General features: G+C 46.4%; 24 protein-coding genes. 17 read left to right on the forward strand and 7 right to left on the reverse strand.

The features are described from left to right. The first annotated feature begins 72 nt into the window (after positions 1–72). From RKD52_RS11390 to RKD52_RS11410, 5 genes are all read left to right on the forward strand, one after another. Positions 73–2,907 (forward strand): NTTRR-F1 domain, encoded by a 2,835-nt coding sequence (locus tag RKD52_RS11390; RefSeq protein ID WP_454099833.1) that lies wholly within the window; start codon positions 73–75, stop codon positions 2,905–2,907. 27 nt (positions 2,908–2,934) lie between these two features. Then, positions 2,935–4,143 (forward strand): hypothetical protein, encoded by a 1,209-nt coding sequence (locus RKD52_RS11395; RefSeq protein WP_454099834.1) that lies wholly within the window; start codon positions 2,935–2,937, stop codon positions 4,141–4,143. 145 nt (positions 4,144–4,288) lie between these two features. Further along, the gene (locus tag RKD52_RS11400; protein ID WP_454099835.1) at positions 4,289–5,974 is read left to right on the forward strand and encodes an NTTRR-F1 domain; all 1,686 of its coding nucleotides are present in this window, start codon (positions 4,289–4,291) and stop codon (positions 5,972–5,974) included. Between the two features lie 135 nt (positions 5,975–6,109). Then, the gene (locus RKD52_RS11405) at positions 6,110–7,732 is read left to right on the forward strand and encodes an NTTRR-F1 domain (RefSeq protein ID WP_454099836.1); all 1,623 of its coding nucleotides are present in this window, start codon (positions 6,110–6,112) and stop codon (positions 7,730–7,732) included. Positions 7,733–7,849: 117 nt separating this feature from the next. Beyond that, positions 7,850–8,923: a glycosyltransferase gene (locus RKD52_RS11410; protein WP_369733266.1), complete on the forward strand. Its 1,074-nt coding sequence runs from the start codon at positions 7,850–7,852 to the stop codon at positions 8,921–8,923. A 36-nt stretch (positions 8,924–8,959) separates the two neighbouring features. Here RKD52_RS11410 and RKD52_RS11415 read toward each other — a convergent pair whose 3' ends face one another. The 4 genes from RKD52_RS11415 to pxpB are packed head-to-tail and all read right to left on the reverse strand — an operon-like array spanning position 8,960 to position 12,652. Then, complete coding sequence (locus RKD52_RS11415; RefSeq protein ID WP_369733265.1) at positions 8,960–10,147, reverse strand: NRAMP family divalent metal transporter; 1,188 nt, start codon at positions 10,145–10,147, stop codon at positions 8,960–8,962. Between the two features lie 18 nt (positions 10,148–10,165). Then, positions 10,166–10,936 (reverse strand): LamB/YcsF family protein, encoded by a 771-nt coding sequence (locus tag RKD52_RS11420; protein WP_454099837.1) that lies wholly within the window; start codon positions 10,934–10,936, stop codon positions 10,166–10,168. 4 nt (positions 10,937–10,940) lie between these two features. Beyond that, on the reverse strand, positions 10,941–11,945 hold the full coding sequence (locus tag RKD52_RS11425) for a 5-oxoprolinase subunit C family protein (protein ID WP_454099838.1): 1,005 nt from the start codon (positions 11,943–11,945) through the stop codon (positions 10,941–10,943). Next, entirely contained in the window at positions 11,942–12,652 is a 711-nt protein-coding gene (gene pxpB / locus RKD52_RS11430) for a 5-oxoprolinase subunit PxpB (RefSeq protein ID WP_454099839.1), read from the reverse strand. Before pxpB ends, RKD52_RS11425 begins: the two co-directional genes overlap by 4 nt. Before the next feature lie 481 nt (positions 12,653–13,133). On the opposite strand from pxpB, the gene RKD52_RS11435 reads away from it, so the two are divergent. Then, positions 13,134–15,053 (forward strand): endonuclease MutS2, encoded by a 1,920-nt coding sequence (locus tag RKD52_RS11435; protein WP_454099840.1) that lies wholly within the window; start codon positions 13,134–13,136, stop codon positions 15,051–15,053. A 438-nt stretch (positions 15,054–15,491) separates the two neighbouring features. Here RKD52_RS11435 and RKD52_RS11440 read toward each other — a convergent pair whose 3' ends face one another. The 3 genes from RKD52_RS11440 to RKD52_RS11450 all read right to left on the reverse strand — a co-directional run bounded on the left by RKD52_RS11440 (position 15,492) and on the right by RKD52_RS11450 (position 16,706). Next, positions 15,492–15,677: a hypothetical protein gene (locus tag RKD52_RS11440; RefSeq protein WP_454099841.1), complete on the reverse strand. Its 186-nt coding sequence runs from the start codon at positions 15,675–15,677 to the stop codon at positions 15,492–15,494. A 112-nt stretch (positions 15,678–15,789) separates the two neighbouring features. Further along, positions 15,790–16,353 (reverse strand): DUF6944 family repetitive protein, encoded by a 564-nt coding sequence (locus RKD52_RS11445; protein ID WP_454099842.1) that lies wholly within the window; start codon positions 16,351–16,353, stop codon positions 15,790–15,792. A 68-nt stretch (positions 16,354–16,421) separates the two neighbouring features. Beyond that, the gene (locus RKD52_RS11450; protein WP_454099843.1) at positions 16,422–16,706 is read right to left on the reverse strand and encodes a phospholipase; all 285 of its coding nucleotides are present in this window, start codon (positions 16,704–16,706) and stop codon (positions 16,422–16,424) included. A 184-nt stretch (positions 16,707–16,890) separates the two neighbouring features. Between RKD52_RS11450 and speD the strand changes: the two genes are divergently transcribed. The 11 genes from speD to RKD52_RS11505 all read left to right on the forward strand — a co-directional run bounded on the left by speD (position 16,891) and on the right by RKD52_RS11505 (position 26,718). Further along, positions 16,891–17,700 carry an adenosylmethionine decarboxylase gene (gene speD / locus RKD52_RS11455; protein WP_282034607.1) on the forward strand — a complete coding sequence of 270 codons (810 nt, stop codon included), beginning with the start codon at positions 16,891–16,893 and terminating at the stop codon, positions 17,698–17,700. 103 nt (positions 17,701–17,803) lie between these two features. Then, positions 17,804–18,592, forward strand: a complete 789-nt coding sequence (gene fdhD / locus RKD52_RS11460) for a formate dehydrogenase accessory sulfurtransferase FdhD (RefSeq protein ID WP_454099844.1) — start codon at positions 17,804–17,806, stop codon at positions 18,590–18,592. Between the two features lie 15 nt (positions 18,593–18,607). Next, entirely contained in the window at positions 18,608–19,609 is a 1,002-nt protein-coding gene (moaA, locus tag RKD52_RS11465) for a GTP 3',8-cyclase MoaA (RefSeq protein WP_454099845.1), read from the forward strand. 2 nt (positions 19,610–19,611) lie between these two features. Beyond that, positions 19,612–20,892, forward strand: coding sequence for a molybdopterin molybdotransferase MoeA (locus RKD52_RS11470; RefSeq protein WP_454099846.1), 1,281 nt, complete (start codon positions 19,612–19,614; stop codon positions 20,890–20,892). Continuing rightward, positions 20,856–21,392 (forward strand): molybdopterin-guanine dinucleotide biosynthesis protein B, encoded by a 537-nt coding sequence (mobB, locus tag RKD52_RS11475; RefSeq protein ID WP_454099847.1) that lies wholly within the window; start codon positions 20,856–20,858, stop codon positions 21,390–21,392. Before RKD52_RS11470 ends, mobB begins: the two co-directional genes overlap by 37 nt. Further along, a complete protein-coding gene (locus tag RKD52_RS11480; protein ID WP_454099848.1) occupies positions 21,373–21,843 on the forward strand; it encodes a molybdenum cofactor biosynthesis protein MoaE in 471 nt (156 codons plus the stop codon). Before mobB ends, RKD52_RS11480 begins: the two co-directional genes overlap by 20 nt. Then, entirely contained in the window at positions 21,840–22,073 is a 234-nt protein-coding gene (gene moaD, locus RKD52_RS11485; protein ID WP_454099849.1) for a molybdopterin converting factor subunit 1, read from the forward strand. Before RKD52_RS11480 ends, moaD begins: the two co-directional genes overlap by 4 nt. Before the next feature lie 128 nt (positions 22,074–22,201). Further along, on the forward strand, positions 22,202–25,168 hold the full coding sequence (fdhF, locus tag RKD52_RS11490) for a formate dehydrogenase subunit alpha (protein ID WP_454099850.1): 2,967 nt from the start codon (positions 22,202–22,204) through the stop codon (positions 25,166–25,168). Next, on the forward strand, positions 25,152–25,691 hold the full coding sequence (locus tag RKD52_RS11495; protein ID WP_454099851.1) for a DUF1641 domain-containing protein: 540 nt from the start codon (positions 25,152–25,154) through the stop codon (positions 25,689–25,691). The genes fdhF and RKD52_RS11495 overlap by 17 nt, the downstream gene beginning before the upstream one ends. Positions 25,692–25,865: 174 nt before the next feature. Beyond that, positions 25,866–26,012 (forward strand): hypothetical protein, encoded by a 147-nt coding sequence (locus tag RKD52_RS11500; protein ID WP_369733249.1) that lies wholly within the window; start codon positions 25,866–25,868, stop codon positions 26,010–26,012. Positions 26,013–26,349: 337 nt separating this feature from the next. Then, complete coding sequence (locus RKD52_RS11505) at positions 26,350–26,718, forward strand: helix-turn-helix transcriptional regulator (protein WP_029280996.1); 369 nt, start codon at positions 26,350–26,352, stop codon at positions 26,716–26,718. The last annotated feature ends 3 nt before the right edge of the window (positions 26,719–26,721 follow it).

The following is a 26,721-nucleotide window of genomic DNA, read 5'->3' on the forward strand; positions in this document are numbered from 1 at the left end:
AAACTTTTCACATAGCATGTTATGTACAATTTTTGTACCTTTTAAATATGAATGACGATTGGAGGTTTAGTAGTGTCTATTGAAAATTTAATTGTAAACGGCGGTTTTGAGACGGGATCACTTGCGCCATGGGTATCACTTAATGCGTCAGTTTCCACTTCTTTTCCGCACAGCGGCTTTAGGTCTGTCAGGCTTCTTGGCGGCAACGTAAATGCGTTTGTCTATCAGCTTGTCACTGTTGCTGAAGGAGATAGCTTTGAAATGGTCGTTTCCCTCACAAAATCAGGAGCTTTGCCTTCCCCGCCCATGACTCTGGCCGTAAATTATTATGATGCATCTTTTACATTCCTGGGATATGGATTGATCACAAACATTGCAGCAAATGCTATCCCGCTAGCAGAAAACGATACGTGGATTGAAGTGTACCAGACCACTTCCGCTGCCCCTGCAGGAGCAGTTCAGGCTTTGGTTCTCGTTAACAAGCTTCCATTGGCAGGTTCTGCAGATGTTTATGCGGATGATATTTCATTGATCGGTACACTTGCATCTGGAGCGACAGGAGCGACTGGTCCTGCAGGAGCTACAGGCGCAACTGGAGCTACAGGCGCAACTGGAGTAACAGGCGCAACAGGAGCGACAGGTGCAACTGGAGCCACAGGAGTAACAGGCGCAACTGGAGCTACAGGCGCAACTGGAGTAACAGGCGCAACAGGAGCGACAGGTGCAACTGGAGCCACAGGAGTAACAGGCGCAACTGGAGCCACAGGTGCCACAGGAGCAACTGGAGTAACAGGAGCCACAGGAGCAACTGGAGTAACAGGAGCCACAGGAGTAACAGGCGCAACTGGAGCTACAGGAGCTACAGGAGCTACAGGCGCAACAGGAGTTACTGGTGCAACAGGAGCCACGGGAGTAACAGGAGCTACAGGTGTTACTGGCGCAACTGGAGCCACGGGAGTAACAGGAGCTACAGGAGCTACAGGTGTTACTGGCGCAACTGGAGCCACGGGTGCAACAGGAGTTACTGGTGCAACTGGAGCCACGGGAGTAACAGGAGCTACAGGAGCTACAGGTGTTACTGGCGCAACTGGAGCCACGGGTGCAACAGGAGTTACTGGTGCAACTGGAGCCACGGGAGTAACAGGAGCTACAGGAGCTACAGGTGTTACTGGCGCAACTGGAGCCACGGGTGCAACAGGAGTTACTGGTGCAACTGGAGTCACGGGAGTAACAGGAGCAACAGGAGCGACTGGAGTAACAGGCGCAACTGGAGCTACAGGTGCAACTGGAGCCACGGGAGTAACAGGAGCTACAGGAGCTACAGGTGTTACTGGCGCAACTGGAGCCACGGGTGCAACAGGAGTTACTGGTGCAACTGGAGTCACGGGAGTAACAGGAGCCACAGGAGCGACTGGAGTAACAGGCGCAACTGGAGCTACAGGTGCAACTGGAGCCACGGGAGTAACAGGAGCTACAGGAGCTACAGGTGTTACTGGCGCAACTGGAGCCACGGGTGCAACAGGAGTTACTGGTGCAACTGGAGTCACGGGAGTAACAGGAGCGACTGGAGTAACAGGCGCAACAGGAGTTACTGGTGCAACTGGAGCCACGGGAGTAACAGGAGCTACAGGCGCAACTGGAGCCACGGGTGCAACAGGAGTTACTGGTGCAACTGGAGCCACAGGTGCAACTGGAACATTTGATCCTGATGCGACGATTGTTGACGTTGGTCCAAATGTAAACTCCCAATTTGACGAACTCAGAACAGCTGAGAGAACGCCTATCATTGAATTAACTTCTGTTTACGGGGTTTCAACTCTTAGAGACACAGTTACGACGACCGGAACTGGTACGGTCACAAATAATGCCACTGAATATCTTGTTAGTACAGCAGCCAATGGGGCTGACAGCGCCATCCTTGACAGTGCTGAAAGAGGAAGGTATGAATCAGGCTACGCCGGAGAAGCTGGCATCGGTGTAAGGCTTCCAGCACCTCCAACAGGAACGCAAAGGGTTAGCTGGGGTTACTTTGATGGTCAAAATGGCTATTATTTTGGGCAGGATACAACAAACGGTATTTTTGTGGCAATCCGAAGAGCGGGTGTTGACACGTTCATTCCGCAAACTAGCTGGAACGTTGATCCACTGGACGGCACAGGACCAAGCGGGGCAACGCTTAATCTCGCTGACGGGAATATTTTTCAGATTGTGTATACCTGGTATGGGTACGGGGTTGTAGAGTTCAGAGTGGTCATTCCAGACCCTGTAACATTAGCACAGGAAGTTATAACGGTAAACCGGTTTACTCCTGTTGGCCAGACCAGCCTTGCTGATCCTAATCTGCCTTTAAGAGCCCAGGTTTCAAATAACGGTACCGCTTCGCCACTTACTCTTTTTGTAGGAGGAAGGCAATACAGTATTTTAGGCAGCTATAATCCTATATTCAGAGTTACATCAGAGAGAAGGACGGTGACTGCAACCGGAACGCTAACACCTATTATTTCTTTCCAGAGAAAGCCGATTTTCCCAGCAGGATCAGCCCGGGTAAACTCTGTAAGCGTAAAACTTGAAGGAATCGACCTTGTCACATCTGATGATATTTACTATCAGATTATATTAGATGGCACGATTAACGGGACATTCACCAACTTTCCTACAGCAAATACAAACATCCCGACAAATGAAACAGCACTGCTTGTTAATAATACACTTACAACTATTACCGGGGGGCAGGTTATTCTTCAGGGACTTGCGGCCGGCGTTTCCGGATCAAGCAGAGTTCTTGCTTCAGCCCTTCTCCTGGATTTTGAGCTTCCTGATACGTCGACAGTAACACTTGCAGTAGCGAATCTCCTTGGTGGAAGCAATTCTGTAACCGCTACATTCAGGGTGACAGAAGAATGGTAAAAGTAAATAAAGAAAGGGGGATTTCATATGGCTGATATTAGAATCAGCAATGTTGGCCCTGATGTCAGTTCCCAGTTCAGCGAGCTGATGACTGCCCAGAAAACGTCCATCATTGAGCTAACTTCCACCTATGGTTTATCAGATCTAAGGGATATTGTTACAACCGCGGGTACAGGTACGGTAACGAATAATGCTACCGAATTTGTTTTAACCACCACTGGAGCTGCAGATTCAGCCATTCTGGACAGTGCAGAAAGAGGAAGATATGAGCCGGGGTATGCTTGTGAATCAGGGATTGCTGTCAGGCAGCCTGTAGCTCCTGTTGGTAACCAGACTGCGCAGTGGGGACTTTACGACTCACAGAATGGTGCTTTTTTCGGCAACAGCAGTACGAATATATATGTAGGGATAAGAAGAGCGGGAACAGATACTCTTATCCCCCAGGCATCTTGGAATGTAGATCCGTTAAACGGAACTGGTCCAAGCGGAGTAACCCTCGATTTGGCTGACGGCAACATCTTTTTGATAGTCTTCACCTGGTATGGATACGGCGTCATTGAATTCCGGGTAGTCGTGCCTAATCCGGTTACACTTGCGCAGGAAGTTATAACCGTACACCGTTTTGATCCAACGGGGCAGACCAGTTTCACGGACCCGAATCTGCCGCTTAGGGCTGAAGTTGAAAATAACGGTACTGCTGCGCCATTTAACTTGTTTGTTGGCGGAAGGCAGTACAGTATTATTGGGAAATTTGAACCTGTCTTTAGGAATACGTCAGAGCGGAGAACCGTCACAAATATTACGACAACTCTGACTCCCTTAATTTCCTTCACGCGAAAACCGGTTTTTCCGGCTGGTTCAGGCAGACCAAATTCGGTTCAGGTTTTATTTGAATCGGCTGAGATCATTACAAATGTAGATTTGGCATTTCAAGTCATTATAGGTGGTACGGTGAATGGCACTTTCACAACTTTTCCAACTGCAACGACCAATATCCCAAATAACGAAACAGCCCTTTTAGTCAACACTACTTCTACAACAATAACCGGGGGAGAAGTTGTTTTTCAGGGGCTTGCAGCTGCATCAGGGTCTTCTTCAACACGTGTATTGACTACAGAACTTCTATTAGACACAGAACTGCCGGATAATGAAATTGTTACACTTGCTGTTGCTTCACTTGCCGGACCTGGAACAAATACTGTTACAGCCATGTTCAGAGTAACAGAGAACTGGTAAAGGAAAGAATAATCTGCAGAATGTTCATCTGCAGGTTATTTTTTTGCCCATTTTCATATTTCTAGTCCAACGACTATATCACTCTCCTGAGAGATTCATAGAATAAAGAGATAGAAAAGACTCTATTTCTACAGGAGGGAACTAAGTGACGCTTGTCAATAGAATTACCAACAGCAGCTTTGAAACCGGAAGCTTCAGCAGCTGGATTCCATTCAATGCAAGTATAACAAGGGAATTTTCACACAGCGGTTATTTTTCAGCACGCCTTTCAGGAGATTTCCAAAACGGATATGTATATCAGATTGTGGAGGCAAATCCAGGAGAGCGTTTCGAATTAAAGGTTTCTTTAGCAAGAACAGGATTTGATTTCAGTGCTCCTATTACATTGTCAGTAGCTTTTTATGATGCAGAATTTACATTTATTCAATATGGACTGATTACAGTCATTGAACAAGACAGTATTCCGTTTATCGATACAGATAATTGGAATGAAATTTATCAGCTGACAGATCTGGCTCCACTCGGGACTGCACAGGCTTTAGTCCTTGTAGATAATCTGCCGAGAGTATCATCATCTGATGTTCTTGTGGACGATATCTTCTTAACAACAGTTGACGGATTGTTTGGACCAACTGGAAGAGGAGCAACCGGATCACCGGGCGTGACAGGTGCTCCAGGCGCAACAGGTGCTCCGGGCGTGACAGGTGCTCCAGGCGTGACAGGTGCTCCAGGCGCAACAGGTGCTCCAGGTGCAACAGGTGCTCCGGGCGCAACGGGTGCTCCAGGCGCAACAGGTGCTCCAGGCGCAACAGGTGCTCCGGGCACAACAGGTGCTCCAGGCGTAACAGGTGCTCCAGGCGCAACAGGCTCTCCAGGCGTGACAGGTGCTCCAGGCGCAACAGGTGCTCCGGGCGTAACAGGTGCTCCGGGCGTAACAGGTGCTCCGGGTGTGACAGGTGCTCCGGGCGCAACAGGCTCTCCAGGCGTAACAGGCGCTCCGGGCGCAACAGGTGCTCCAGGCGCAACGGGTGCTCCGGGCGTGACAGGTGCTCCGGGCGTAACAGGCGCTCCGGGTGCAACAGGTGCAACAGGTGCAACAGGTGCAACAGGTGCAACAGGCGTGACAGGTGCTCCAGGTGTAACAGGTGCTCCGGGCGCAACAGGTGCTCCGGGCGTAACAGGTGCTCCGGGCACAACAGGTGCTCCGGGCGCAACAGGTGCTCCAGGCGTGACAGGTGCTCCGGGCGCAACGGGTGCTCCAGGCGTGACAGGTGCTCCGGGCGCAACGGGTGCTCCAGGCGTGACAGGTGCTCCGGGCGCAACGGGTGCTCCAGGCGCAACAGGTGCTCCGGGTGTAACAGGTGCTCCGGGCGTAACAGGTGCTCCGGGTCCTACAGGTGCTCCGGGACCGACTGGATCCAGTATTACTTCAAGCTCAATGTACGCAGCAAATACAGAAGGAACTATAATTGCCATAGTACTTGGAGGAACGAATATTCCGCTTGGCAGCATTCAGAATCTGGATGGATTTGCTGTAGACGCAACTGATTCTGTATTTACGGTCCCTGAATCAGGAAGATACTATATCAGCTATCAGATCAACGCAACTGCGGGACTGCTTGCCAGCTCAAGAATTGTAAACAGCGGAACTCCGGTACCGGGTACAATTATTACACCTGCCGTTGGACTGAATCAGTACAATAGTTCTTCTATAGTTGACCTGACAGCTGGAGATTTGATTTCCCTTCAATTCTTCGGATTGCTCGGAGCTGCGACTCTGCTTGGAGACGGTTCAACAGGTGCAGCTTTAACGATTATTCGCGTAGAGTAGTTTCAGGAAAAACATTTAGTCCGTATGCCATTGCATGCGGATTTTTTTAGATTAAGGCTATGATACAATCCTTTTTCATAATTCGACATATTATGTCATGTAGAAACGATAACAATCAAGAATCGAGGGGAACAATTGAGTATTCAAAACAAAATCGTAAACGGCGGGTTTGAAACAGGTTCATTCCCTCCCTGGAGTGCAACCGGGGCTTCCATCACTGGATTATTTTCACACAGCGGCTCATTTGCAGCGAGTTTTTCCGGAGGTACAGTAAATGCTTTTATCTCACAATTTGTATCAGCTGCACCTACAGAACGATTCGAGTTTTTAGTGTCACTCGCTAAAAATGGGCCACAGCCAAGTCCGCCTGTTTCAATCACTGTAGCCTATTACACGGCGGGATTTGCATTTCTTGGATACGGCCTGATCACATCAATTCCATCTAACCGCCTACCGAATGTACAGACCGGAACGTGGCTTGAGGTGTATCAGACAACCTCAGCTGCACCTGCAGGCACTGCTCAGGCGCTTGTTATTATAAACAAGCTGCCTCAGGCTGGCAGTGCTGCAATCCTTGCAGATGATGTTGCGCTTTTAACGATAGAGCCTTTAACCGGGCCAACGGGCGCAACAGGTCCAGCGGGTGCAACAGGTCCGGCAGGCGCAACAGGTCCGGCGGGCGTAACAGGTCCGGCGGGCGCAACAGGTCCGGCAGGCGCAACAGGTCCGGCGGGTGCAACAGGTCCGGCAGGCGCTACGGGTCCGGCGGGCGCAACAGGTCCGGCAGGCGCAACAGGTCCGGCGGGTGCAACAGGTCCGGCAGGCGCTACGGGTCCGGCGGGTGCAACAGGTCCAACCGGTTCAACAGGTCCTGGCATATTTGAATGGGGACAGGAATCAATCATCTGGGCTGATTCTAATGCAACTGGGCCTGGAAACGGAACACCGTCCAATCCGTACACATCATTACAGGCTGCCATAACAGCGGCCACTTCCAGTCCGTTTGCCGTATCACTGGGGATGAGAGCAAGGCTTATCATCTTGATAGCAGCGAATTCATCCTTCAATGAAGACGTGGTTATCCCGCCTGCACGTCATGTGCAGCTTCTTGGATTGGGTCCATGGCAGCTTGGAGATTCGACGCTGGCGAATTTTGCGTCTTCCGTTCCGAGGAACATTACGGTTCAGACAAGTCAGGCAGCTGAAGATTTCTACTTGAATCAGGGTCCAGCCTTCAGTGCGCGGCCCGTAACGGTTGTCGGTACATTTGACAACGGCACATCTGTCAGCACGCATACCAATTACACAGATGGAGCGATTATAAGCGGAAATGTGATTTTTCAAAATGTTTCTTTAGGTGATCCGTTTACGACGATTGAGTTTCAGATGCACAATGCGAATGTCGTCGGGGGAATTGTCCAGTCGGGGCATCAGGGCCAGCTAAACACCTATATGTACAACAGCCAGATCAGTACAATGATCCACGACGGACTCCGGCTACAGAGAATGCTGGACAGCAGAATTAACAGTACTGTAAATATTGCAGTGTATTCCGAAATTACAAATTCTTTCATTAATGGGAATTTCACTGTTGGCAGTTCTGTATCTGACGTGCCTCCTGCAGGGATTTTCAGCAGCCAGTTCGGAACCATTACATGGACGGGGCCTCTCGTTCTTGATACTTCTTCAAACTATTATTTTGTAAACAGCGGATCAACTTTAACCGGAGCGAAAACAATCCTGTTCAGCGTCTCATAGCAGGAGAGAAAGGATTCATCATTTTGATGAATCTTTTTTTAATTCCGGTTAAAGTACAAACTCCTGCAGTCATAAAATCAAAATGGTGACGTTCATTGAAGGAAAAGGAGAGATGATATGGTAACCATAAGCTTGTGCATGATCGTAAAAAATGAAGAAGAGGTTCTGGCCAGGTGTCTGGATTGTGTAAAAGATATCGTGGATGAAATTAATATTGTTGATACAGGCTCAACGGACAAAACAATTGAGATTGCCAAACAATATACAGACCGTATTTTTCATCATGAATGGACGGGGTTTGCCCCGGCAAGAAACGAATCATTCAGACATGCTACGAAAGACTATATTTTTTATCTGGATGCTGATGACATTTTGTCGGAAGAGGATCAGGAAAAACTGAGAAAATTAAAGGAAACACTTGATCCTGCAGTTGATTCTGTTTCCATGTTTTATAATGCCGGCACAGATGAGTTCGGCAATGTGACACTCCGGTACAGACGAAACAGACTTGTGAAAACGTCTAAAAACTACAGGTGGGAGGGAGACGTTCATAATTATTTGAACGTCACCGGCAACATCATCAATTCCGATATCGCCATTACCCATAAAAAAACAGGGCATGCGGTCGGCCGGAATCTGAATATCTATAAGATGAAAATTGAACGCGGAGACGAATTCGGGGCACGAGATTATTTTTATTACGGAAATGAGCTGCGGGAGAACGGACATTACGCGGAAGCGATTGAAAGCTATACGAAAAACATAAATATGAAGGAAGGATGGATTGAAGATAAGGTATACGCGTGTATTAACAGAGCGGACTGCTACCGGTTTTTAGGAGACCTGGATCAGGAGCTGAAATCTCTTTTTGAATCGTTTAGTTTTTCAAAAACACCGAGATCAGAAACTTGCAGCCGCATAGGGTACAATCTTCAGCGCAAAAAAGAGTTCAGAGCAGCTATTTACTGGTATCAACGGGCAACAGAGGAAGTGCCGGATGAAAACAGATGGAGCTTCAGCTATCCTGCGTATTCAACATGGTATCCCCATCTTCAGATGTGTGTCTGTTATGACAGGCTGGGGGAGACGGAAAAAGCGTATTATCACAATGAAGAAGCAAGGAAATACCGTCCTGAAGACAAGAGTGTTCTAAGCAATAAAGCATATTTTGAGAAAAAACTCGGAAAATAAGCAAAGAAAAAAGCCTCTTGGGGCTTTTTTCTTTGTTTAAAACAGTTTAGGGATTCCTGTAAAGAGCGAATATCCGCCCATGACCGCCATCGTTATGACAATGACAATACCAAAGACTGTCAGCCATATTGGATGCTTATAGTCTCCCACAAGCTTTACCCGGTGAGCGGCGATCAGCATCACTCCCAATGCGAGGGGAAGAATCAGGCCGTTTAAAGAACCTGCAAGGATAAGAATTTTTACCGGTTCGCCAATACTGACAAACACGGCTGTAGAAACAGCGATAAAGCCGACAATAAACCATTTGCTGTGTTTCTCTATTACGGGACTGAATGTCCGAATAAAGGAAACAGACGTGTAAGCTGCACCGACTACAGATGTGACGGCTGCTGCCCACATGATGACACCGAACATTTTATAGCCGATGTTGCCTGCAGCATGTTTAAATACAGATGCCGGGGGATTGGCAGGGTCAAGCTGCAAGCCCTGCGAAACAATGCCAAGCGTTGCAAGGAAAAGGAAAATTCTCATTAGAGATGCAATGCCGATGGCAGAGATTGAGCTCTTTGTTACTTGGGGCAGGGCAGCCTGCCCCTTAATTCCTGCTTCTAAAAGCCGGTGTCCGCCCGCAAACGTTATATATCCGCCAACCGTTCCTCCGACCAGTGTAACAATGGCCAGAAAATCTATTTCATCCGGCACAAATGTTTTTACGGCTGCTTCGCCTAGAGGAGGCTGGGCCGAAAACATCACATATACGGTCAGGGCAATCATAATAAACCCCATAGCCTGTGCGAAGCGGTCCATGACTTTGCCCGCTTCTTTCACAAGGAAAATTCCGATGGCGACAATTCCGCTGAGCAGAGCGCCGAGTTCTGGCGAAACGCCGAAGATCACGTTCGTTCCAAGACCTGCACCGCCAATGTTGCCGATATTAAAAGCAAGTCCGCCCAGGATGATAAGGATGGAAAGAAAAGTGCCAAGACCGGGAAGAACAGCATTTGCAATCTCCTGAGCCGGCTTTTCGGAAACGGCAATAATTCGCCAGATGTTAAGCTGTGCGCCGATGTCAATTAAAATAGACATTAAAATAACAAAGCCAAAACTTGCTGCAAGCGTCTGAGTAAAATGAGTAGTCTGGGTTAAAAAGCCAGGACCGATAGCTGATGTTGCCATCAGGAATGCTGCGCCCATCAGCAAACTAAAATTCGATTGTTTTTTCATGGCTGTACCTCCAAAATCTTATGATAGAACGTCTTTTGTGCTCAAAATGCTGATGCCTGACTCTAAAAGTCTTGCTTTTATGTAACGCGCAAATTCAAGTGCCTGTGTTCCGTCACCGTGAATGCAGATTGTATCTGCTTTAAGGGAAACAGTATTTCCTGCAGCAGAAATCACAGTCCCGTCCTGAACCATTTGGATGACCTGATCTGCTGCTGATTCATGGTCCGTTATTAGTGCGCGGGGATCTTTTCTCGAAGTAAGAGTGCCGTCATCCTGATAGGTCCTGTCAGCGAAGACTTCATTTGCCGTCTTCAGTCCAAGTCTTTCCCCGGCTTTTACCAGCTCACTTCCGGAAAGTCCGTAAAGAATCAGATCATGGTTTACTTTATAAACAGCTTCAGCTATCGCTTCAGAAATAAGGCGATTAACAGAAGCCATGTTATAAAGTGCCCCGTGCGGCTTAACATGATGCATTCTACCGCCTTCTGAAGCGGTAAAAGCAGCAAGTGATCCGATTTGATAGACGACCAGATCATATATTTCCTGCGGCGTTAAATCCATGTTTCTTCTTCCGAAACCGGCAAGATCCTGAAAACCGGGATGTGCTCCAATCGCCACGTTTTTCTGAAGAGCAAGCTGTACAGTCTTTCTCATTGTGGATGGATCGCCTGCATGAAAACCGCATGCTATGTTTGCCGACGTGATAAATCCGAGAATGTCTTCATCGCTTCCGATGGTGTATGCACCAAAGCTTTCTCCCATGTCACAGTTAATATCTACTTTCCGCATAGTCTCATCTCCCAGCATGTAATTTCAGATGAAGTCCTTCTTTTAAATGATGCAGCATTTTTTCACTTTCAAGCAATTGCTTCTGGGCTTCATCTATAGAGATTTCTTTAAAGTGAATCGTATCTCCAGGCTTGAATTGGGCGAGGTATGGAAGATCAATCGATGCTGCCTGTCCGATTTTCGCATAGCCTCCGGTCGTTTGCCTGTCTGCAAGCAGGATGATTGGATTTCCATCCGCCGGAACCTGAATGGTGCCGAAGCTGACGGCTTCAGAAACCATTTCTTCTTTTTTCTTTAATTGGAGTTTCGGTCCTTCCAAGCGATAGCCCATTCTGTCTGATTGCGGAGTGATCTTGAACGGTTCAGAAAACAGTGCTTTTTTGCTTTCGTCTGAAAAATCACCGTATTGCCTTCCTTTCACCAGCTGTACTTTTTCTTCTTCTCTGACAAAAGGATGAAATTCGGGAGATACGGACCAGTCAAGTTCTGTATAAGGCTCTCTTTGCTGGAGCTGTGAGAACCAGAAGTCAGCAAACGGTGATCTTCCGCCAATTTCGACTACATCCCCCGTTTCCAGCGCCCTGCCGTCAACTCCGCCGATTCCTGCCCTTAAGTAGGTTGATTTGCTTCCCATGATTTTTTGAGCAAGATAACCGCCAGCGGCAGCAAGATAGGCTCTGCAGCCTTTTTTTACATGTCCAAAAGAGAGAATGCTTCCTTTTCTGATTAAAACAGGTCTCCACATTTTTACAGGCCTGCTGTCAATGGTGGGGGATAGATCTCCGCCGCATATACTGATCAGTGCATCGTCCTGAAACTCAAACCGCGCACCGATCATCGTCATTTCAATGACTGCCTCATGTTCATCATTTCCAACGAGGAGATTGGCAATCCGGTGGGAGAGGGTATCCATTGATCCGCTTACAATGACTCCGTATTTTTGATAGCCATAGCGTCCGAGGTCCTGCACGGTTGTAAGAAGACCCGGCTTTTTAACAAGCATGGTCATGGTCTCTTCTCCTTTTCATCCTTGAATTGTTCAGCTGTAATTGGTTTAAATGTGATCATATCTCCTGCTTTTAGTAGACTCGGAGATTCACTTTCAGGCTGAAAAAGCGGGAGGGGAGTCTGTCCGATGAGCTGCCATCCTCCTGGCGTTTCAATCGGATAAATGCCTGTTTGGTTCCCTGCAATTCCTACTGAACCTGCAGGAATCTTCGTTCTCGGAGTATTTTTTCTCGGTGCGGCAATTTTTTCTGACATTCCTCCGATGTAGGGAAAACCAGGAGCGAAGCCGATCATGTAGACTAAATATTCTGTTCCAGAATGGATTCTGATGACTTCATCCTGAGTCAGGCTGTTATGTTCTGCAACGAATGCCAGATCAGGGCCAAACTCGCCTCCGTAGCAAACAGGGATTTCAACCTTTCTTCCTTCAGCTGGTTGAAGCGTGCTTATGTTTCTTAATGTGTCTTTTATGTAGTCTGTTACCGTTTCGTGGGGAAGCGCTTTTTTCGTATGGCTGTAAACTTTGACAGGGTCATAAAGGATGGCAACCGTAGTAAAAGCAGGAATACACTCAATCATCCAGTCGGGCGATTGTTTTTCAAAAAATGAGAACACCTGCTGAACATGCTCGTGCACTTTTTGATCAATCGTTTTACCAAACTCAATGAGCATCGTACTGTCTCCCATATGATTCACTGTATAATCCATTTCTGCACCTCCTGAATTCTTTTTTGCAGATGTCATTCATCTTATAATAAGAAAGAAAACATTTCAAATCTGCCGCTGCAATCGGGTTTGACAAAAGAGACGCTGTGACATACATTAGAAATAGCTTTTATTTAAATTTTCCATACCATCATCCTCAAAAAAGGGGTTTTGTTATATGTTAGGTGCCGTTCTTAACTAATCCGTAATTTCATACGGTCTTTCAGGTAGCGCCAGCGCTCAAAATGTTGTAATTTGAAGCGCTTATTTAATCATGCGCATGAAGGATAAGTTAAGAACAAATCATAGCATATGAGAGGGACCTGCTCAGGGCTGTGTCTATTTGCACAGTTTTTTCTTTTTTCCAGTAAAGGATGAGAGCAGTATGGAAAATGAAAGCATTCCATTAACCATTTCAGCCGCAATGAACAGGTTTGTTCATTGCGGCTTTTTTGTGTTCATTTACTATTTGGAGGTTAACCCATTGAATCAACATACATTTGACATATTGAATTTTGAAACGATTAAGGAAACGGCCGCTTCTTTTGCCATGACAGAGTCCGGGAGAATAAGAATCAGGGGCTTGCAGCCGCTTTTTCATGCAAAGCAAATACGGGCGCTGCTGGCGGAAACGGATGAAGCCTGCACCATTTTGGAAAAGAGCTCAAGTGTGCCGGTTTCAGGGCTTGAAGGAATAGAAGGAATCACAGGCATGCTGCACAAAGGAACACCGCTGATGCCCCATCATTTAACGCAGCTTCTTTCTTTTATTGAAGATTGCCTGAAAATGAAAAGGTTTATGAAGGACAAAGAAACGCTGGCACCACGAGTTGCCTCTTATGTTTACGGAATTGAAGAACTGCCGGATCTGGCTGCTGAAATTACGCGCTGCATCCGCAACGGAATGGTGGATGATCTTGCAAGCAAAGACCTTTCAAAAGTGAGAAAGCAGCTTGCAATCGCACTTGACAGACTGAAAGAAAAGCTGAACAGCATGGTGAAATCGCCAAAATACAAAACCTACTTGCAGGACAGCACCATCAGTGAACGCGGAGGGAGGCTCTGCCTTTCTGTGAAAAGAGAGTATAAAGGCAAAATTAGGGGTTCGATCCTGGATACATCTGCTTCAGGATCAACCATTTACCTTGAGCCTGAAGAAGCGGGAGCGCTGCAGGATCAAATCGATTTTTTAGCAGCTCAGGAGGATGTTGAAACAGAAAAAGTGCTGAGCTACTTAACGGGACTTGCAGAAGCCAGTGAAAAAGAGCTGCAGCAGTCCATTGAAGTCATGGTGCATTATGATGCTCTGTTTGCAAAGGCAAAGTACAGCAGATCAATTGACGGGGCATCTCCGTCTATCAATGAAGAGAAGGTCATTTCACTTATTCATGCCAAACATCCGTTGCTTGGCTCTGGTGCTGTTTCCCTTACAATTGAAATAGGGAGTGAATTTCAGTCTCTTGTCATCACCGGTCCCAATACGGGCGGAAAAACGGTCGTTCTGAAAACAGTCGGCCTGCTCGTTTTAATGGCTCAGTCGGGCTTTCACATTCCTGCAAAAAAAGACAGTTCAATCGGTATCTGCAGACAGATTCTGCTTGATATCGGGGACGGGCAGAGCATCGAGCAGAACTTGAGCACGTTCAGCTCTCACATGACCAATATTATTTCGATTTTAAAGCAGACAAACGAATACACACTTGTTCTCCTTGATGAACTTGGATCAGGAACAGATCCAGGAGAGGGAATGGGTCTTGCCCAGGTCATCCTGGAGAAAATTCATCAGAAAGGCGCGACATTGCTTGCGACAACGCACTACAGTGAAATCAAAGAATTTGCTGACACCACCGATGGATTTATGAATGGATCTATGGAATTTGATCTGGAGACTCTTAAACCCACATACCGCTTGAAGATCGGCCAGGGGGGAGAAAGCCAGGCTTTTTCCATAGCACTCCGCCTCGGCATGCATCCCGAGCTGATTGAAAAAGCCCATCAGATCACATACAAGGAAGCGAAAAAGTATGCAAAGGATAGATACGATCTTTTAGAACGGAAAGAGCTTGAAAAACAAATTTCCGTAGTGAAGCACAGGCCAAAGCGTACAAAGACAGATGAAGCGGTTCTTGAAACCTTCAGTCAGGGAGACAATGTACAGATTAAGGCGACCGGGGACTTCGCGATCGTTCACAGCGGACCAGATAAAGCCGGAAACTATACGGTTTTTGTAAAGGGCGAAAAACAAACCATCAATCACAAACGCATTCAGCTCCACATTGCCGCAAAAGAGCTGTATCCGGAAGATTATGATTTTGACATCCTCTTTGAAAGTGCAGAAAACCGAAAAAAGGCCGCGCAAATGAAAAAGAGGCATTCGGATGTGACGATTTTCAGGGATGAGTGAGAGTGCTGGATCGACGGCATTAAAAATCAGGAGGAGTGCTGTAAACTCGGGTTAACAGCACAAGTTGAGTGAAGTCAACCTAGTGCAGCATACTCGGGTTATCAGCACAAACTCGGTTGAGTAAAGTTAGCTTAGTGTTGCAAACTCGGGTTAACAGCACAAACTCGGTTGAGCGAATGGAACTTAGTGTTGCAAACTCGGGTTAACAGCACAAACTCAGTTGAGTGAAGTCAACTTAGTGCAACAGACTAGGTTTAGCAGCACAAACTCGGTTGAGCGAAGTCAGCTTAGTGCTGCAAACTCGGGTTAACAGCACAAACTCAATTGAGCTAAGTCAACTTAGTGCTTCAGACTCAGATTAACAGCACAAACTCGGTCCAGGGACGTCACGTAAGTGCTTCAAACTACAGCAGCTTTCAACCAAAAAGAAGAGGGGCATCATTGCCCCTCTTCTTCCATTTCCTCTTTGTCTTCATCAACGACATCGCTGTCGGTTTCTTCATTCACTTCTTCTTCCATTTCATTGTCCATTTCTTCCTGTTCGCTGTCGCTGCATGCGGCAAGTCCGCTCAGCATAATGGCGAGAGTCATTCCTGCAGCAAGTCCTTTTTTCTTCCAGCTCATAAGAGTTCCTCCTCAATCTGTTGTTAGTACTCTCTATTTACCCTGGATGATCTTTCCTAAACAGCCTTTTTATTGAAGTATGTATAATGGAATGCCTGAGCGGCGGTTTCCATTATGGTTCAGAAGTCAGGGCATCAGCAGCAAGTAAAGCTCCTGTTGCCTGCAAATATCCGCCAAACCAGCCGAGCGTCCGGCCTTTTTCAGGCAGTTCCTTTAAAAAATAGACGCCGCTGACAGCGTCAATGAAAGCTCCGCCGGCAATCAGCACATATCCTGCGGTCAGCTGTTCTTTAAAGAGCCGATCCAGGGCGTAAGAAGCAGCAATGGCTTCTGCAGCGGCGCCGATTGACTGAACAGTATTCCCAATCACATCAAGTTGATAACCTTCCCGAAGATCGCCTGACAAGAGAGGGACTCTCGCCGCAGCATTTGCAGAATTGCCGGCAGCCTGCACCCATGCGCCAAAAGCACTTAGACGGTTTTGGGGTTCACCGGATCTGACAGCAGCCTGAAGTGCGTTGCCTGATGCTTCAACGGCGTTTCCTGCTCCGGTTGCCTTAAGTGCAGCGCGTTCAGACCCTGTAAGGGCAATGGTTTCACCCGAAGCATTCAGGAGGGTGCCGGCCACAATCAGCCAGGCGCCGAAAACATCAATGTTCTTTTTTTCTTCATTCATGCTTTCCCCTCATTTCGAACAGATTTACTGTATTCTATGAGGGAATCCCCGAGTGTTGAGTCCTGAATTTATCTTCCGCACGTAAACATCATTTTCAGCTTCATAATTCTATACATAAATGCAGCGTTGCGGCCTTTTTCCGTTTCCCGGTTTATTTTAGGCCGGAGGCATTCTATAAAAGCACGGTCGCAATCACAGGATGAACGCCCGCTGTCGAGGCACAGATCATGCTTCTGGCAGCATGCATCCACATCATTGATCGGCATACCCGGTCCGCTGCACCCTGGGCCGCACCATCTGTACTCCGGAAAAATACAGCGGGACCTTCTTTGTCTTTGTCTCTGATTTGACACGGTTTACATCTCCTTATCTATCTTATCTATTACTATTTATATGAGAATTGAGCTCATAAGGCATTGGCAATCATCACGCTTTTCGAAAATAGAAATGAAAAAGTGGCCGTTTGCTGAATGGCAAAGTGGGTATTATAAAAACGTATGTGCATCAGAGATTCAGCGAAGAAAGGGGAAAATGCCTGTGTCTGAGCAGAGAGTCCAGCTCCACGAATTCAACAATCTGACGAAATCGCTTAGCTTTAACATGTATGACATTTGCTATACGAAAACAAAAGAAGAACGGGAAGCCTACATAAACTATATAGACGAGCAGTATAATGCCGAAAGACTGACAAAGATTTTAAAGAATGTGACAGATATTATCGGCGCTCATGTCCTGAATATTGCCCAGCAGAATTATGTGCCTCAGGGTGCAAGTGTGACCATTCTTGTATCTGAAGGACCGGTCGTTGAAGTGCCTGAAGAGTCCTATGCGGAATCTCCGGGACCGCTGCCTGATTCTGTGGTGATGCAGCTTGATAAGAGCCACATAACGGTTCATACGTATCCTGAATATCATCCGAATGAAGGCATCAGTACCTTCAGAGCAGATATTGACGTATCTACATGCGGAGAAATTTCACCGCTTAAAGCCCTGAACTACCTGATTCATTCGTTTGATACGGATATTATGACAATGGATTACCGGGTAAGAGGGTTCACGCGCGACATCAATGGGGAAAAGCTGTTTATCGACCATGACATTAATTCCATTCAGAACTACATACCTGAATCGGTAAAAGAGGCGTACGACATGATTGACGTGAACGTGTACCCCCAGAATATTTTTCATACGAAATGCAAACTGAAGGAGTTTGACCTGAACAACTATTTGTTTGGCTACACGAAGGACAAGCTGACGAAAAACGAACGGAACGAGATAACAGACAGACTGAAAATTGAAATGGATGAAATCTTTTACGGAAAAAATATGAAGCCGTTTAAAGGATAATACTTCAGGGGTTTCCTAAAAAGGAGACCCCTTTCTGCTTTTCAATTGCAGGCTGTTGGATTATCATTAGGTCAAAGAATGGCAGGGAATGGGGGGACAAAGCATGAAGCCGGTAACGGAAATCAGAAGCATTATGAAACTGTCTGGCGGCAGTGCGGCTCAGGCGGAAGATGAGATTGTGACGGAATATCCCCTCACTGTTAAACTGAACGGGGAAGAAGCTGTCACAATGGTCAGCTCTCCCGAATTTCTCGAAGATATGGTGATCGGGTATTTGGCATCTGAAGGCTTTATTTCAAAGCTTGAAGACATAAAGGAGATATGGATTCAGGAAAAAGAAGGATTTGCCCACGTCACCCTTTCTAAAGAAAACCGCATCATCCACATGCAGAACAAACGCTATCTTACCTCGTGCTGCGGCATGAGCAGGCCGGGCTTTGTTTTTGTCAACGATGCGAGAGTCGTAAAACCTCTCAAACCAACTACAGCGATTCATGCGGATGCGTGCTTTTCCCTGATGAATGAACTGCAGCGCACTGCGGACATTTTTCAAAGCACAGGAGGCGTTCACAATGCAGCGCTTTGCGATGAAAACGGCATAATCGTAAGCAGAATGGATATTGGCAGGCACAATGCCCTTGATAAGCTTTACGGCTATTGCTTAAAAAACGCCATCAGCACAAGAGGGAAAATTCTTGTTTTCAGCGGAAGAATATCCTCTGAAATTCTTCTCAAAACCGCAAAAATCGGCTGTGAAATCGTGCTTTCAAAATCAGCTCCGACAACGCTTGCACTTAATCTGGCTGAGGAGCTTGGGATTACAGCCGTTGGATTTATCCGGAACTGTTCATTAAATATATATACACATTCCAATAGAATTAAGATTTTATAGAAGGGAGGAAAATTAATGATCCTGGATTCACTGGACAGGCCGTTAAGAGATTTGCGCATATCTGTTACAGACAGATGCAATTTCCGCTGCAGCTACTGCATGCCGGAACATCTTTTCGGAAAAGATTATCCTTTTCTATCATCTGACCGCATTCTCACATTTGAAGAGATTCATAGACTGGCTGAGATCTTTGCTTCACTCGGCACGCAGAAAATCCGCCTTACAGGAGGCGAGCCTCTTCTTAGAAGAGAACTTCCGGTACTGATTGCCATGCTTAGAAATGTCGACGGAATAGACGACATCGGACTGACCACAAACGGGTCATTATTGAAAACGTTTGCCTCGGAGCTTGCTGAAGCAGGATTAAAGAGAGTAACGGTGAGTCTTGATGCGCTGAATCCAGATCTCTTTTTATCCATGAATGGCAAGAGAGGTGAAGCAGCCCAGGTACTGGGAGGAATTGAGGCAGCGGCAGGAGCCGGCCTTTCGGTGAAAATAAACATGGTTGTCCAAAAAGGTGTAAATGAGACGGAAATTCTGCCCATGGCTTCTTTTTTTAAAGAAAAAGGACACACGCTGAGGTTCATCGAATATATGGATGTCGGCAATGCAAACGGGTGGGAGCTCTCTCAAGTGGCATCAAAGCAGGAAATACTGCAGGTGATTGAGGATAAATACCCTCTTAAAGCGATACCGCCGGCATATCCGGGCGAGGTTGCCTCAAGGTATGAATACATGGACGGTTCCGGTGAGATTGGCGTCATTTCATCAGTGACGGATTCTTTTTGTTCCACGTGCTCCAGGGCCAGAATTTCAGCTGAGGGAACTCTTTACACATGCTTGTTTGCTTCAAAAGGCCATGACTTAAGATCTTTGCTTCGTTCAAATATAGATGACGCAATGCTAAAAGCAGAGATTGCGAATGTCTGGAATCTCCGCCATGACCGTTATTCAGATGAACGGATGAATAAAAAAGAAGCCAGACAAAAGATTGAAATGTCCCATATAGGAGGGTAGCCATGATCGAAATAAGAACCCCAATCCCAGTCTCAGAAGCTGTAAGTCTAGTAATGGCTCATGCCATTCGCGGCGGCGCGGAACATATTCCTCTTGAGGAGTCTTACGGCCGATTTCTCGCACAAGATCTCATTGCAGATCATGATGTTCCGCCGTTTGACCGCTCCCCCTATGATGGATATGCTGTCAGATCTGTTGATACAGCAGGACTCTCAGGAGAAAAGAGAGCAGCCTTTCAAGTTGTTGGAGAAATCGGTGCCGGATCTGTCTTTGAAGGGGAAATCGGATACATGCAGGCAGTAAGAATTATGACCGGCGCCAAGCTGCCTGAAGGGGCTGATGCCGTTGTGATGCTCGAGCTGACAAAACCTCTTGATGGGTCAAAAGTGGAATTAAAGAGAGAGATGAAGCAGGGCGAAAACATTTCATTCCGGGGAGAAGATACGAGGAGCGGTACAGTCCTTGCTGAAAAGGGCTCTTTCATTACACCGGGACTATCAGCCCTTCTGGCAGCGTTCGGGTATGCAAAAGTTCCCGCTGCTAAAAAACCGGTTATTGGCGTTCTTACAACAGGGAGCGAGCTTCTGAACCCTGATGAACCCCTCGAGGACGGAAAAATCCGCAACAGCAATACATATATGCTCCTCTCCCAAATTAAACGGGCAGGAGGAGAACCTCTTTACCTTGGCAAATTCAGCGATGACCTTGATCAATGCACAGATGCCGTTCAGCACGCCCTCTTAAAAGTGGATGTGCTGCTGACGACAGGCGGTGTTTCAGTCGGTGACTATGATTATTTGCCTGATATTTATAAAAGAATTGGCGCATCCGTCCTTTTTAATAAGATTGCCATGAGGCCCGGAAGCGTAACGACTGTGGCTGAACATCGCGGGAAACTCCTCTTTGGTCTTTCGGGAAATCCTTCAGCCTGTTTCGTCGGTTTTGAACTGTTTGTCAGGCCCGTGATCAGGTTCTGCTGCTTCAGCAGAAAGCCCCACATCAGAAAAGAAAAAGCCGTTTTAGGAACGCATTTTGAGAAAGCAAATCCCTTTACAAGATTTGTTCGCGGAACCATCGTTTATGAAGACGGAGTTATAAAAGCCGTGCCGTCAGGATTCGATAAGTCAAGTGCCGTATCTTCGCTGGCTGATGCGAATGCCCTGATCGTGCTTCCGGGCGGAACAAGAGGATATAAAGCAGGAATGATGACGGACATTCTTTTGCTGGACGATCAAAAGGGAAGTGAATGGCCTTGGGTGAACAACGCGCCATCCTGCAGATAACAGGCTTTCAGAATTCAGGAAAGACCGCCGTGATGCAACAGCTGATCAAAAAGGCACACAATGAAGGCTATAAGGCTGGGACAATCAAACATCATGGCCACGGCGGAACTCCTGATCAGATCGTGAAAGAAAAGGACAGCGGGAAGCATTTAATGGCCGGCTCAAAGCTTGCAGGAGTTGAAGGAGGCGGCGTTCTTCAGCTGTCGCTTGGATCTGGATCATGGACGCTTGAAGAACTGCTGAAGATCTACAGCATGCTTGATTTGGATCTCATTTTAGTTGAAGGCTATAAACATGAACTGTATCCAAAAGCAGTGTGCATACGAAACGAACAGGACCTGAGTCTCCTTGAACTAAATGGAATTGTTTGTGTCATTGCGGATAAGAAGGAAATGGTTCATACAAGTGTTCCTGTTTTCAGTTTTCATGATGAGGAGCATCTCTATTTGGATTTTTTAATGAAGGTTGTGAAAAAACAGTATGAATCAAAGTCTATTTGAACTAACAGAAAAGCCGATATCAGCAGAAGAAACGGCAAACAAAGTAGCAAACCGAAATGCCGGTGCCATTACCCTATTTATCGGAACGGTTCGCGAAATGACAAATGGAAAGAGAACGCTGTTTCTGGAATACCAGGCATATAAGCCGATGGCAGAAAAAATGCTCATGCAAATCGGAAAAGAAATAAGTGAAAAATGGCCGGGGACAGCAGCAGCCATTACACACAGAACCGGCAGGCTCGAGATTTCAGAAGCGGCTGTCGTCATTGCCGTTTCATCCCCTCACCGAAAGGCCGCCTATGAAGCCAATGAATATGCGATTGAGCGGATAAAAGAAATCGTCCCTATTTGGAAAAAAGAGCATTGGGATGACGGTACGGAATGGATCGGGAACCAGCTTGAGACTGTTTCCTATCCGGAAGGCAAAACGGGGAAAGGAGAGCTTGCATGATTACCATTCTTTTTTTCGCCCATCTTGGGGACCAGGCCGGAGAAAGCAGCGTTCAAATGCAGGCTGCCGGCATGACTGCAGGTGAAATGAAAGAGGTTCTCTCTGAAACATACAGGCTTAAGGGCATTCATACGGCGATGATTGCAGTGAATGAAGAATTTGCAGATGACAGCACCGTGCTGCATGATGGAGATACGATCGCCTTTATACCGCCTGTGAGCGGCGGGTAAACCCGGGAACATGCCCGGGTTTCGTTTACCTTTATTCAGTAAGCGCTTTCAGATAATTGCCGAAAAGGAATTCAAACGATGGAAAAAGAAATACAGAGAGAGAGGTTTCTTAGAAAGGAGAGGTTCTTTTGTCTGAAAAACAGTTTATTCAAGTGAATAAGCGGAAGGTTTATGCTGATGAAAACCAATCAGCACTTCAGCTGTTAAAAAGTCAGGGGACAGACGTTCCTTCCGTTTGCTACCACGAGAGTCTTGGGCCGATTGAGACGTGCGACACATGCCTTATTAAAGTGAACGGTGAATTTAGAAGAGCCTGTTCAACTGAGATACATCCTGGAGATGTACTGGATACAGAATCTCCCGAGGTGAAAGAGGCACAGCTCATCGCGATGGACAGAATCCTGCAAAATCATGAATTGTACTGCACGGTTTGCGACTACAACAACGGCGGATGCGATATACATAATACGGTAAAAGCGATGAAAATCAATCATCAGAGCATTCCTTTTACTCAGAAACCTTACAAAGAAGATATGTCCAATCCATTTTACAGATATGATCCTGATCAGTGCATTCTGTGTGGAAGATGTGTGGAAGCGTGCCAGAACGTTCAAGTAACAGAAACGCTTTCCATTGACTGGGAGCGAGAGAAGCCCCGTGTCATTTGGGACAACGGTGTTCCCATTAATGAATCTTCATGCGTCTCCTGCGGCCACTGCTCAACTGTGTGTCCGTGCAATGCCATGATGGAAAAAGGCATGCTGGGGGAAGCTGGTTATCTGACTGGAATCAGCAAACAGACGCTCCGTCCCATGATTGAACTGACGAAAAATGTGGAAACCGGCTACGGCTCTATTCTCGCCATTTCGGATATGGAATCTGCTATGAGGGATGAGAACATCAAGAAAACAAAAACGGTTTGCACCTATTGCGGAGTCGGATGCAGCTTTGACATTTGGACAAAAGACCGCAAGATCCTTAAAGTGGAACCCCATCCGGATGCTCCTGCAAACGGAATCTCCACATGCATCAAAGGAAAGTTCGGCTGGGATTTTGTAAACAGTGAAGAAAGGCTGACAAAACCCTTGATCCGAGAAGGAAACCACTTCAGAGAAGCAGAATGGGAAGAAGCTCTGTCCCTGATTGAAAAAAAATTCACTGAAATTAAAAGTGAGTACGGTCCGGATGCTCTGAGCTTCATCAGCTCTTCCAAATGTACGAATGAAGAATCGTATCTGATGCAAAAGCTTGCAAGAGCGGTCATCGGGACGAATAACATTGATAACTGTTCCAGGTACTGTCAGACTCCGGCCACAATGGGACTTTTCCGCACAGTCGGGTACGGCGGCGACTCTGGAACAATCAAAGACATTGAAGGGGCAGAACTGGTCCTGATCATCGGCTCAAACACATCTGAATCGCATCCTGTATTATCAACCAGGGTTAAGCGGGCCAACAAGATGAACAGTCAAAAGCTGATCGTGGCGGATCTCAGAAAGCATGAAATGGCAGAGCGGTCTGATCTGTTTATCCAGCCTGCTTCCGGAACGGATCTTGTGTGGCTTTCAGCTGTAACAAATTACATGATTGAACAGGGATGGGAAGACCGCCAGTTTCTTAAAAATAGAGTCAATGGATTTGAAGACTACCTCTCAAGCATCAAGAAATTCACGCTTGATGAAGCAGAAAAGCTTTCAGGAATTCCGAAAGAGCAGATGATTCGAATCGCAAAAATGATTCACGAAGCGGAAAGCACGGTTGTCCTCTGGGCCATGGGCGTGACGCAGCACTCAGGCGGAAGTGATACAAGCACGGCCATTTCAAATCTGCTTCTTGTAACGGGCAATTATGGCAGACCTCATACCGGCGCGTATCCGCTGAGAGGCCATAACAATGTCCAGGGGGCAAGCGACTTCGGCAGCATGCCTGACCGGCTGCCGTCCTACGAAAAAATAACGGACGATACTGTCAGAGAAAAGTACGAGAGAGCCTGGAGAGTGAAACTTCCTGCCGAGCCAGGCCTCAACAATCATGAAATGGTTGCCGGCATTCATCACGGCAGTGTAAAAGCGATGTATTTAAAAGGGGAAGAAATGGGTGTAGTGGACTCTAATATGAACTATGTTCATGCTGCTTATGAAAAGCTCGACTTTTTTGTTGTGCAGGATTTATTTCTTTCAAAAACGGCTGAATTTGCAGATGTTGTCCTGCCGGCAAGTCCAAGTCTTGAAAAAGAAGGGACCTTCACAAACACAGAAAGGAGAGTTCAAAGACTCTACGAAGTGCTGGAACCTCTCGGAGATTCTAAACCTGACTGGAAGATCATTATGGATGTTGCCAATCAGCTTGGCGCAGGCTGGACCTATGATCACCCTTCAGACATTATGGCAGAAGCAGCACAGCTTGCTCCTCTTTTTGCAGGAGTCACTTACGAACGTCTTGAAGGCTACAGCAGTCTTGTCTGGCCGGTAAAGCCGGACGGTACAGATACACCCGTCCTCTTTTTGGATGAGTTTCCTTTTCCGGACGGCAAGGCGCGCCTTCATCCGGTGGAATGGACAAGACCGGTTGAATTTGACGAAGAATTTGACATCCATGTAAACAACGGCCGTCTGCTGGAACATTTCCATGAAGGCAATATGACATACAAATCCGAAGGGATTACATCCAAAACACCGCGGACCTTCCTTGAAGTTTCACCAGAGCTCGCTTTGGAGCGGGGAATAAAAGACGGCTCTCTTGTAAGACTCATTTCACCGTATGGAAAGGTGAAAGTGCAGTGCATCGTAACAGAAAGGGTGAAGGGGAAAGAAGTTTACTTGCCGATGAATGACTCCGGGGAGGCGGCGATCAATCTGATTACGAGCAGCTATGCCGATAAAGATACAGATACCCCTGCCTATAAAGAAGTGAAGGCCAAGCTTGAAGTTCTTGAGACAGAAGGAGTGAATCCTCTGCCGCGGACAAACTTCCGTTTTGGCCATCCAAATCCGCAAAGAGGCGTTGAAGTTGAACGAAAGTGGAAACGAAAAGATTACGTGTTTCCGGGAGATCTTGTTCAAAAGGAGGGGAAAAGCAGTGGCAAAAGCGACTAAGACCATTGTCCGGCAGGAAATATCGGACGAAGAAAAAAGAAGCCGGGATTTAAGAGAAATCGAAGATGCCTTGATCACTCATAAAGAAGTGATCAAGGACACACTTGAAATCCTTGATCATATGCAGGATAAGGGCATTCTCTCGCTCATGAAAGGACTTTTTGGCCAGGGGGACAAAATCCTGGACATACTTGTAAAAACCGCTGACAACAAAGAAACAGCCAATACCATAAAAAATCTGCTTCTGATGACTGGTGTTTTGGGCATGATTAACGTCAAACAGCTTGAGCCGTTCTTAATGAAAGTGAACTCCGGAATTGCAAGAGTGGCTGTAAACAAAGAAACGAACGAAAAAACGGGCTATTTCGATCTCGCGAAATCTCTCAAAGACCCTGAAGTGAACCGGGCAGTTACCCTGCTCCTTACCTTTTTAAAGGGAATGGGGGAAGAAACGCAGCATGTAGAGAAAGGGACCAGGAGCAAAGAGGATCAGGCACGGTATAAAGATCAGACATTGGAATAAAGGTATTTGAGACAGGAGGGTTTTTCCTGTCTTTTTTGATTGAGAAAGCCGGCTCTGGGCATTCTAACAAAGATATAATGCCACATTCTTCACAGGAAATTTTTCTTATTAATAAGGATAATTTTGGATGAAAATGGTATAATTTACACAAAAAAGGCAGGAGTGGTCATCCATATGGATCAAAAACCAATGCATTACGACGGAAGCATTCAGGCAGAAAATGAAAATGGAGCTGCAGGTGCTGCAGAAGATCTGCAAATTACCGATGAAATGAGAAAAAATCTTGGATTTAATCCATACTTTATTGAAAAAAATGAATAGACAGCAAGGACTTGATCATTCAATCAAGTCCTTTTCTTTTATAAATTCTTACTAATTGAACCATGTTCTAAATAATCAGTAAGGGTTTAAATAAAGGAACTAAAAAGACAAAAAAGCTATCAGCAAAAGAACACCGGGAGAAACATTCTTCTTAAACTATGTTCCAAATAATCAATGATAAATATAAACACGTCTCGAAATTTCAATATAACCTTCATTCTAATCTCGCCCAAGTGTTTAAAAGGGTCAAAAGTCTTATTTTTCCTATAGATGCAGGAATTTCTTATAAAACATTGAATAGTTAGAACATGTAAAACTGTAAAAGGAGATGTCTTCAATGGGCGAGAAGAGAAGTGCCAGCGGGTTTTTGCTGAAGCAAAGAGCCTTTTTAAAGCTTTATATGATTCGAATGACAGAGCAGGACAGACTCTACGGCCTGAAGCTTCTTGATGTTCTGCGCGATGAGTTCAGAATTTACGGATACAGGCCAAATCATTCAGAGGTTTACAAGTCCCTGCACGAACTGATCGAAGACGGCATTTTAAAGCAGGTCAAGCGGAAAAAAGAGGGGATGAAGCTTCAGGAGGTCGTGTATTATCAATTCGAGGATTACGAAAAAGCAAAGCTATATAAAAAGCAGCTGAAAACAGAGCTTGACAGATGCCAAAAACTGCTCGGAAAAGCACTTCAGGATAATTACACATAAGAG

The sequence above is a fragment of the Metabacillus sp. SLBN-84 genome, from assembly GCF_053629595.1.

Coding starts and splice junctions, on each gene's coding strand:
- RKD52_RS11395 (WP_454099834.1), top strand. CDS start 2,935: ATGGCTGATATTAGAATCAGCAATGTTGGCCCTGATGTCAGTTCCCAG.
- RKD52_RS11410 (WP_369733266.1), top strand. CDS start 7,850: ATGGTAACCATAAGCTTGTGCATGATCGTAAAAAATGAAGAAGAGGTT.
- RKD52_RS11415 (WP_369733265.1), bottom strand. CDS start 10,147: ATGAAAAAACAATCGAATTTTAGTTTGCTGATGGGCGCAGCATTCCTG.
- RKD52_RS11420 (WP_454099837.1), bottom strand. CDS start 10,936: ATGCGGAAAGTAGATATTAACTGTGACATGGGAGAAAGCTTTGGTGCA.
- RKD52_RS11425 (WP_454099838.1), bottom strand. CDS start 11,945: ATGACCATGCTTGTTAAAAAGCCGGGTCTTCTTACAACCGTGCAGGAC.
- pxpB (WP_454099839.1), bottom strand. CDS start 12,652: ATGGATTATACAGTGAATCATATGGGAGACAGTACGATGCTCATTGAG.
- RKD52_RS11440 (WP_454099841.1), bottom strand. CDS start 15,677: ATGAGCTGGAAGAAAAAAGGACTTGCTGCAGGAATGACTCTCGCCATT.
- RKD52_RS11445 (WP_454099842.1), bottom strand. CDS start 16,353: ATGAATGAAGAAAAAAAGAACATTGATGTTTTCGGCGCCTGGCTGATT.
- fdhD (WP_454099844.1), top strand. CDS start 17,804: ATGAAGCCGGTAACGGAAATCAGAAGCATTATGAAACTGTCTGGCGGC.
- moaA (WP_454099845.1), top strand. CDS start 18,608: ATGATCCTGGATTCACTGGACAGGCCGTTAAGAGATTTGCGCATATCT.
- RKD52_RS11470 (WP_454099846.1), top strand. CDS start 19,612: ATGATCGAAATAAGAACCCCAATCCCAGTCTCAGAAGCTGTAAGTCTA.
- mobB (WP_454099847.1), top strand. CDS start 20,856: ATGGCCTTGGGTGAACAACGCGCCATCCTGCAGATAACAGGCTTTCAG.
- RKD52_RS11480 (WP_454099848.1), top strand. CDS start 21,373: ATGAATCAAAGTCTATTTGAACTAACAGAAAAGCCGATATCAGCAGAA.
- moaD (WP_454099849.1), top strand. CDS start 21,840: ATGATTACCATTCTTTTTTTCGCCCATCTTGGGGACCAGGCCGGAGAA.
- RKD52_RS11500 (WP_369733249.1), top strand. CDS start 25,866: ATGGATCAAAAACCAATGCATTACGACGGAAGCATTCAGGCAGAAAAT.
- RKD52_RS11505 (WP_029280996.1), top strand. CDS start 26,350: ATGGGCGAGAAGAGAAGTGCCAGCGGGTTTTTGCTGAAGCAAAGAGCC.